Source organism: Amaricoccus sp., from assembly GCF_017995835.1.
Taxonomy (GTDB): domain Bacteria; phylum Pseudomonadota; class Alphaproteobacteria; order Rhodobacterales; family Rhodobacteraceae; genus Amaricoccus.
The window spans coordinates 1-8,471 of sequence record NZ_JAGOID010000117.1; the positions used below are offsets into that span (position 1 = coordinate 1).

General features: G+C 72.3%; 7 protein-coding genes and 1 tRNA gene. 3 read left to right on the forward strand and 5 right to left on the reverse strand.

Going from position 1 to position 8,471, the window contains the following annotated elements; all coding sequences use genetic code 11:
- The coding region (locus KBA23_RS14350) for a class I SAM-dependent methyltransferase (RefSeq protein WP_290742159.1) at positions 1–689 on the reverse strand (689 nt) is incomplete at its 3' end.
- A 67-nt stretch (positions 690–756) separates the two neighbouring features.
- Between KBA23_RS14350 and mutM the strand changes: the two genes are divergently transcribed.
- Complete coding sequence (gene mutM / locus KBA23_RS14355) at positions 757–1,599, forward strand: bifunctional DNA-formamidopyrimidine glycosylase/DNA-(apurinic or apyrimidinic site) lyase (protein WP_290742162.1); 843 nt, start codon at positions 757–759, stop codon at positions 1,597–1,599.
- An 88-nt stretch (positions 1,600–1,687) separates the two neighbouring features.
- Here the strand turns inward: mutM and KBA23_RS14360 are convergent, their stop codons facing one another.
- The 4 genes from KBA23_RS14360 to KBA23_RS14375 all read right to left on the reverse strand — a co-directional run bounded on the left by KBA23_RS14360 (position 1,688) and on the right by KBA23_RS14375 (position 7,527).
- A complete protein-coding gene (locus KBA23_RS14360) occupies positions 1,688–3,658 on the reverse strand; it encodes a tetratricopeptide repeat protein (protein ID WP_290742165.1) in 1,971 nt (656 codons plus the stop codon).
- A 107-nt stretch (positions 3,659–3,765) separates the two neighbouring features.
- Entirely contained in the window at positions 3,766–5,175 is a 1,410-nt protein-coding gene (gene glnA, locus KBA23_RS14365; protein WP_290742168.1) for a type I glutamate--ammonia ligase, read from the reverse strand.
- Between the two features lie 67 nt (positions 5,176–5,242).
- Positions 5,243–5,581: a P-II family nitrogen regulator gene (locus KBA23_RS14370; RefSeq protein ID WP_290742171.1), complete on the reverse strand. Its 339-nt coding sequence runs from the start codon at positions 5,579–5,581 to the stop codon at positions 5,243–5,245.
- A gap of 206 nt (positions 5,582–5,787) precedes the next feature.
- Positions 5,788–7,527, reverse strand: a complete 1,740-nt coding sequence (locus KBA23_RS14375; protein WP_290742174.1) for a winged helix-turn-helix domain-containing protein — start codon at positions 7,525–7,527, stop codon at positions 5,788–5,790.
- Here KBA23_RS14375 and KBA23_RS14380 point away from each other — a divergent pair.
- Both KBA23_RS14380 and KBA23_RS14385 read left to right on the forward strand, forming a co-directional pair.
- Entirely contained in the window at positions 7,520–8,089 is a 570-nt protein-coding gene (locus KBA23_RS14380; RefSeq protein WP_290742177.1) for a hypothetical protein, read from the forward strand. The two genes, KBA23_RS14375 and KBA23_RS14380, sit on opposite strands and share 8 nt — an antisense overlap.
- A 169-nt stretch (positions 8,090–8,258) precedes the next feature.
- A tRNA-Leu gene (locus KBA23_RS14385) sits at positions 8,259–8,343 on the forward strand.
- The last annotated feature ends 128 nt before the right edge of the window (positions 8,344–8,471 follow it).

The following is an 8,471-nucleotide window of genomic DNA, read 5'->3' on the forward strand; positions in this document are numbered from 1 at the left end:
CCCCGGTCGAACCCGGCCGCGCGGATCATGCCGGCGAAGGTCTCCTGGTCGGGGAAGCGGCGGATCGATTCGACGAGGTACTGGTAGGAGGCGCGGTCGCCGGCCAGCGCCTGCCCCATCGGCGGGATGACGTTGAAGGAGTAGAGGTCGTAGAGGCGGCGCAGCCCCTCGGGCGAGACCCGGCTGAACTCCAGCACGAGGAGCCGGCCGCCGGGGCGCAGCACGCGCCAGGCTTCCGCCAGCGCCTGCTCCGGGCGGGTGACGTTGCGGATGCCGAAGGCGATGGTGTAGGCGTCGAAGGCGCCGTTCGGGAACGGGAGCGCCATCGCGTCGCCCACGACCCAGTCGAGGCGGTCGGCGAAGGGGAGCGTTTCGGCGCGGCGGCGGCCCTCGACGAGCATCGCCTCGGTCAGGTCGAGCACGGTCACGCGGGCGGTGGGGGCGCGGCGCAGCAGGCGGAAGGCGATGTCGCCGGTGCCGCCGGCGACGTCGAGCGCGGCGAGGCCCGGGCGTGGCGCGAGCCAGTCGAGCATCGCGTCCTTCCACAGCCGGTGGACGCCGAGGCTCATCGCGTCATTCATCAGGTCGTAGCGGCTGGCGACGGAGGAGAAGACGCCGTGCACGCGCGAGGCCTTTTCCGCCTCGGGCACGGTCTCGAAGCCGAAGTGGGTCGTGGGGGGTTCGGTCATGGGGCTTTCGGATCAGCGGTCCCCACGCTTATAAGCGCGGGCGCGCGGGTGGCAACCTGGGGGGATCGTGCCGGAGCTGCCGGAGGTCGAGACGGTCCGGCGCGGGCTGGAGCCCGTGCTTGCGGGGCGGGTGATCCTGCGCGCCGAGGCGCGGCGGCCGGACCTGCGCTGGCCGCTGCCGGCGCGGTTCGCGGCTCGGCTTACGGGCGCGCGGGTGCTGGGGCTCAGGCGGCGGTCGAAGTACCTGCTGGCCGATCTCGACCGGGGCGAGACGCTGATCGTGCATCTCGGCATGTCGGGGCGGATGCTGGTGTCGGGCCTCGGGCCGGCGTTGGGTGATGCGCCGGCGGCGCCGGGCAGGCACGACCACGTGGTGCTCGACGTCGAGGGCGGCGCGCGGGTGATCTTCAACGATGCGCGGCGGTTCGGGGCGATGGATCTGGCGCCGACGGCCGGGGTCGAGGCGCACCGGCTGCTGGCGGGGCTCGGGCCGGAGCCGCTGGGGAACCGCTTTGGCGCGGCGGTGCTGGCCGGGGCGCTTAGCGGGCGGGCGGCGCCGGTGAAGGCGGTCCTGCTCGACCAGCGGGCGGTGGCGGGGCTGGGCAACATCTATGTCTGCGAGGCGCTGTGGCGGGCGGGGGTGTCGCCGCTGCGACTCGGGGGCGAGGTCACGGCGGCGGAGGCCGAGCGGCTGGTCGTGGCGATCCGCGACGTGCTGGTGGAGGCGATCGCGGCGGGGGGCTCGTCGCTCCGCGACCACCGCCGGCCGGACGGCGAGCTTGGCTATTTCCAGCACAGCTTCGCCGTCTACGGGCGCGAGGGCGAGCCCTGCCGGCGCTGCGGCGGCGAGGTCGCGCGGGTGGTGCAGTCGGGGCGGTCGAGCTTCTGGTGCCCGGCGTGTCAGGGGTGATGCGGAGTGCGGCAAGGGGCTGAAAAGGCGTGATTTTGTCTGGCTGGAATGCGGCTGGAACCGGGCTGGAATCAGGCTTGCCACTTTTTCAGGGTTCGACAAGGGCTTTGCGCGAAGTTCGGTGCAGAGGCCATTGGCATTGCATCGAAAATTGCCGTGACGTGGCGCGGGTTACGTTGCGGCCAGCCGGGCGACCAGCGCCTCGGCCTGCGGCAGTTGGGCGGCGTAGTGGTCGGTGCCGTGCGCGTGCCCGCCCGCGCGCATCCCGGCCTCGGCCGCCGCGATCTGGTCGCGCGCAAGTCGCGCCATCGCGCCGTCCGAAGTCCGCTCCGCCAGCAGCATCAGGGCGACGCCCTGGTTGCCGGTGGCGGTCGCGGGTGTATTCCTCCAGCGCCTCGCGGAAGGCGGCGACGGCCTGCTCCAGCCGCGCCGTGCCGCTCTCGCGCTCGGCCAGCGTCGTGAGCGCAGCGCCAAGGTTCATCTGGGTCGCGGCCCAGGCGAGCGGCGTGCGCTCGCGGGTGCGTTCCTCCAGCGCGGCGCGATAGGCGACGACGGCCTGCTCCAGCCGCGCCGTGCCGCTCTCGCGTTCGCCCAGCGTCAGGAGCGCATTGCCGAGGTTCATCTGGGTTCTGGCCCAGTCGAGCGGCACGCGGTCGCGGGTGTATTCCTCCAGCGCGGCGCGGTAGGCGGCGACGGCCTCCTTAAGCCGCGCCGTGCCGTTCTCGCGCGCGCCCAGGGTCTGGAGCGCATTGCCGAGGTTCAACTGGCTCGTGGCCCAGTCGAGCGGCACGCGCTCGCGGGCTTGTTCCTCCAGCGCGGCGCGGAAGGCGGCGACGGCCTCCTCCAGCCGCCCCGTGCCGCTCTCGCGCCCGCCCAGCGTCTGGAGCGCGGCGCCGAGGTCGTTCAGCGCCGCGCCGGTCTGGTCCTGATCCTTTGTGCGGGCGACGGAAAGCCGCGCGAGTTCGATCGAGACTTCGAGGTCGAGGTTCAGGCCCCTGTCCCGGCCGCGGTTATGCCATGTATCCTGCTCCCGCCGCAGGGCGTCGAAGACCGCGGCCGGGTCGCGGGTCTCGATCTCGATGCGCTGGAGGATGCGGCGGACGGCCGAGGGCGCGTCGCGGCGGAGGAGGTCGGCGCGGAGGCCGGCGTCGAGGAGGGCGAGGCCCTTCTGCTGCTCCTGCTTCTGTTGCGCCTGCCATTCGGCGAAGGCGCGCTCGGCCTCGGCGGCGGCCTCGTCGTCGCGACCCTCGGCCGAGAGGGCGGCCATGCGGGCGAGCACCGTGGCGACGAAATCGCCGGTGTTCGAGCCGGCTTGGCCGCGGGTCTGGACCTCGATGGCGATCTCGACGGCGCGTTCCAGCTCCGTGAAGGCCCGGTCGAGGTCGGGGACGTCGACGACGATGCGGCGGGCGAGGCCGAGGATGCGCTCGTCGGTGACGCCGGCGGCGTGGGCGGCCTCGGCCTCGTGCGTGCCGGTGAGGCGGCGGACGAGGGCGAGGATCTCGGCCGTGTTCTCCCTGATCTCTCCGGTGTCCTCCTTGATCGCGGCGGTGGTCCTGAGCGACACGCGCCACAGGGCCGGGGACAGCGCGGCGACGGTCTCGGCGCGGTTCAGCATCACGTCGAGGGTGGCGCGGGCGACGGCGCGGAAGAACTGTTCGGGGAGGGGCGCCGCGGTGAAGTCGCGGGCGTGGGGCGAGGCCTTGATGGCGGCGACCATGCGGTCGGTCGTCAGGGCGGGATCGAGGTGGGCGGCGGCGAAGGTCGCGGGGTCGGCGAAGGCGGCGGGGGCGACCTGCCAGAAGAGCGCGACAGCGTCGTCGCGGGCGCGGCCGGGATGGGTGACGTGGTGGGCGTGGTGCGCGGCGACGCGGGCCATCTCGGCGGCGACGGCGGCGAGGCCGGTGGCGTGGAAGGCCGTGTCGAGGGACTTCGCGCCGGCGGCGATGTCGGCGAGGGCCTTGAGGCGGTCGACGGGAGTCTCGCCGGTCGCGAGCTTGCAGCCGGCGACGACGAGGTTGGCGAAGGCGGCGAAGGTCGTGACGGTCAGGGCGGGCATTGCGGGGATCGGCGTGGCGGGCGCCGGGCGAGCCTAGCCGACCGGGGGACGGAACGGGAAGGGGCGGCGCGATGCGCCGCCCCTCGGGCCGTTGGACGCCGGGGGCGTCAGCAGGAGAAGTACATCTTGTACTCGATCGGGTGCGGCATGTGCTCGAAGGCGTAGACCTCCTCCCATTTCAGCGCCATGTAGCCCTCGATCTGGTCGCGGGTGAACACGTCGCCCGCGAGCAGGAAGGCGTGGTCGGCGGCGAGGCATTCGAGCGCCTCGCGCAAGGAGCCGCAGACGGTCGGGATCGCGGCCAGTTCCTCGGGGGGCAGGTCGTAGAGATCCTTGTCCGAGGCCTCGCCCGGGTCGATCCGGTTCTTGATGCCGTCGATGCCGGCCATCAGCAGTGCGGCGAAGGCGAGGTAGGGGTTGGCCGAGGGGTCGGGGAAGCGGGCCTCGACGCGCTTGGCCTTGGGGCTCTCGGTCCACGGGATGCGGACGCAGCCCGAGCGGTTGCGGGCTGAGTAGGCGCGCAGCACCGGGGCCTCGAAGCCCGGGATCAGCCGCTTGTAGCTGTTGGTGCCGGGATTGGTGAAGGCGTTCAGCGTCTTGGCGTGCTTGAGGATGCCGCCGATGTACCAGAGCGCCTCCTGGGAGAGGTCGGCGTACTTGTCGCCGGCGAAGAGCGGCTTGCCGCCCTTCCAGATCGACATGTTGACGTGCATCCCCGAGCCGTTGTCGCCGTAGTAGGGCTTGGGCATGAAGGTCGCGGTCTTGCCGTAGGCGGCGGCGACGTTCTGGATGACGTACTTGTATTTCAGGATGTTGTCGGCCTGCTCGGTCAGCCCGCCGAAGATCAGGCCGAGCTCGTGCTGGGGCGAGGCGACCTCGTGGTGGTGCTTGTCGACCTTCATGCCCATGCGCTTCATGGTCGAGAGCATCTCGGAGCGGATGTCCTGGGCGGCGTCGGTCGGGTTGACCGGGAAGTACCCGCCCTTGACGCCGGGCCGGTGGCCCATGTTGCCCATCTCGTACTCGGTGTCGGTGTTCCAGGCGGCGTCGACCGCGTCGATCTGGAAGCTGACCTTGTTCGGCGTGACGGCGTAGCGGACGTCGTCGAAGAGGAAGAACTCGGCTTCGGGGCCGAAATAGGCGGCATCGCCGATGCCGGAGGACTTGAGGTAGGCCTCGGCCTTCTGCGCGGTGCCGCGCGGGTCGCGCGAGTAGGGCTCGTTGGTGTCGGGCTCGAGCACGGTGCAGTGGATGCAGAGCGTCTTCTCGGCGTAGAACGGGTCGACATAGGCCGAGGACGGGTCCGGCATCAGCTTCATGTCGGACTGGTCGATCGACTTCCAGCCGGCGATCGAGGAGCCGTCGAACATGAAGCCCTCGTCGAGGAAGTCCTCGTCGACGAGGTCGGCGACGACGGAGACGTGCTGGAGGCGGCCACGGGGGTCGCAGAAGCGGACGTCGACGTAGGCGATCTCCTCGTCCCTGATCTGTTGCAGAACCGAGTTCCTGTCGGCCATCTGTGTTTCCTGATGCTTGTGGGTTCGTTCGTGTTCGGACCGCGGCGGCCGGGGGGCTCGGGCGCGCTCAGAGCGCGTCGTTGCCTTCCTCGCCGGTGCGGATGCGGATGGCCTGTTCAACGGGAACGATGAAGATCTTGCCGTCGCCGATCTTGCCGGTCTTGGCGGCGTTGATGATCGCCTCGACGGCGGCGTCGACCTGCTCGTCGGGGAGCACGACCTCGATCTTCACCTTGGGCAGGAAGTCGACGACGTACTCGGCGCCGCGGTAAAGCTCGGTGTGGCCCTTCTGGCGGCCGAAGCCCTTGGCCTCGATGACGCTCAGGCCCTGGATGCCGATCTCCTGGAGCGCCTCCTTCACCTCGTCGAGCTTGAACGGCTTGATGATGGCCTCGATCTTCTTCATTCTCCGCGGCTCCCGTTCGTGTTCTTGGCGTTCCCTGCGCCAGGTCCGGCTGCGACAAACCAGCTTGGGCCGGGGGTTTCAATCTGGCCGCCCCGGCCCCGGCCGGACGCTGGCGGAGATTTCCGCGCCGCTGCCTGGGATTTGCGCATTCTGCCCGTGAATTGGGCAGGTCTGCAAGGGGCGGCGGGTCCGGACGTGCCGCCGGTTCATCTGTCCGGAGGATCGTCGCCGAGCCCGGCGCGGGTGGCGCCTTCGAGCAGGCGCTGGGCGAGGTCGGGATGCGGCCAGGTCTTGACGTAGAGATCGAGGTCGAAGCCGGGGAGCATCGCGCGCAGTTCGTCGGCGGCCGCGCGCGCCGCCTCCGTGTCGCCGAGCATCGCGTATGCCGCGGCGAGAAAGAACGCGCGTTCGGCAAATCCCGGAGGCGCGGCGCGGAACGCCTCGACCGCGGCCTCGTAGTCGCCCGCCCCGAAGGCCGCGGCGCCCTTGGCCAGCAGGTGCCAGCCCGGGGCCGCCGGGTTGAGCGCCAGCGCCCGGTCCGCCCAGGCGTTCGCCTCGGCGAGTATCCCGGCAGCCCCCGGGCCCGACCAGGCCGCCACCGCCAGCACGTCCGCGTCGTTCGGGGCGCGCTCGACGGCGCGGCGGATGTCGCGGCCGGCCGCCTCGAGGTCGCCGTCGAGGGAAGCCGCCCAGCCGGCCTGGAGCAGGGTCGAGGGGTCGTCGGGGTCGGCCGCGACGGCGCGCGCGGCATAGTCGCGCAGCCGGTCCGTCAGCGCGGCGACTTTGGCCTCGTCGGCGGTGCTGCTCGCCTTGAAGCCCATGACGATCGACAGGCCGACCCAGGCCCGGGCGAAGCCCGGGTCGATCGCGACCGAGCGCAGCAGGTAGTCCTCGGCGAGATCGAAGTCGCGGGGCGTCATGCGGTGCTTGGCCTCGATGCCGAGCAGGTAGAGGTCGTAGGCGTCGAGGTTCCGGGTGGGGGCCTCGTGGGCGCGGGCGCGGTCGGCGGCGGCGATCGCGCCCGACCAGTGCGCCGCGAGTTCGCCCACCAGCGCCTCGGCGGCGGCGGTCTGCAACAGGAGCAGGTCGTCGGCCGGGCCCTGCCACTGCCGCGCCCAGACCTGGCGGCCGCTGGCGGGGTCGGCGAGCGCGGCGGCTATGCGCACGCGCTCGTCGTCGGCCAGCAGCGTGCCGGTGACGACATGATCGGCGGCGAGCGCCGCGCCGACCGCCTGCGGCGTCTCGCCGGCGTGGGGGCGGGTGGTTGCGTCGGCCAGCACGAAGATCCACGGATTGGCGGCGAGATCGGCGATCACCTCTCCGGTCACGCCGCGGGCGAGCCGGTCCCAGCGTTCGCCGCCCGCGAGGTTGTCGAACGGCAGGACGGCGACGACCGGGCCACGGACGTCCGGCGGCGCGGCGCGGTGGAGGATGAGCCAGGCGCCGAGCGCGAGGAGGGCGGCGAGGCCGAGGGCGCCGGCGGCGGCAAGGATGCCGGGCCGCCGCGGCCTGCCGGGGGTGGCGGCGTCGAACTCCAGCCGGTAGCCGGAGCGGTGGGCGGTGTGCAGCCGGTCGCGGGCGCCGCCGAGGGCGCGGCGGATCTCGGTGACGCACTGCACCAGGCTGTCCTCGGTCACGGCGACGTCGCCCCAGACCGCGTCGAGGATTTCGGACTTGGGGACGGTGCGGCCGGCGCGGGCGGCGAGCAGGCGCAGCACCTCGGCCGACTGGCGGCGGAGGTCGGTGATCGTGCCGTCGGGCGCGGTGACGCGGCCCTCGGCGAGGTCGATGACGGCGCCGCCGGCGTGGAGCGGCGCGGCGGGCGCGGATTTCGGGGAAGTTTCGAGAGACTCTCGGGACGCGCGCCCGGACGCCGTGCTAGTCTCGGGGCGGCGCGGGGCCGTCCCGGCCCGCCGCGACCATCGGGGAGAAAGCCGCATGTCCATGAACGGATGTCCTGCCGGCCGCCCGTCAGTCTACCACGATTCCGCGGCCTTCGGACCGCGATTCCGCCTCTCGGCGCTCACGGCGGCGCTGCTGGCCCTCGCCCCGCTCGCGGCGGCGCAGGAGGGGCCGCGCGAGGGCGAGATCGAGTTCACCTTCGGCGCCGACGTGAGGGAGAGGATGGTGATCCCCGCTGGCGCGACCGCGCAGGCGTCGCTGGTCGAGGTGAGCCTGGTGATCACCGAGACGGTCTCCGGGCCGATGGAGCGCATGGGCGCGCGTTGCGTGGCGCTCGGCCATTTCGATACCGAGAGCGAGGCGTGGGACGGTCTCGGCAACTGCACCTGGCAGGACGCGGAGGGCGACAGGATTTTCGAGACGCTGGAGGAATCCGGCACTGGCGGGGCAGGGACCGGCAAGGCGGTGATCACCGGCGGCACCGGCAAGTTCGCCGGGATCACCGGCGGCTACGACTACACGCTCGAGTTCGCCGCATCGCCCGGCGAGGGACATTTCCAGTGGGTCGGGCACAAGAAGGGGACGTTCCGCATCGGGACCGACTGACCCCGTCGGGCACGGTACGAAACCGCCGGCTTCGTCGCCGGTGGACCCGGCCCCGGCGGCCTGCGCGCGGGCGGCCGGGGCCGGGCGCGTGGGGGCGGTTTTTTCACTCGCGCCCGCCGGAGGGCTCTGCTAGGAAGCCGCTTCAGCCGGGGCCGCGGCGGTCCCGTCCGCGGGCGTGGCGGAATTGGCAGACGCACCAGATTTAGGTTCTGGCGCCGAAAGGCGTGGGGGTTCGAGACCCTCCGCCCGCACCAGACTCGAGGCGACGAGGAAGACGGAATGCAGGTCACCCAGACCCTGAACGAAGGCCTGAAGCGGGGCTACGCCATCACGGTGCCGGCGTCCGAGCTGGAAGCCAAGGTGACGGCGAAGCTCGAGGAGG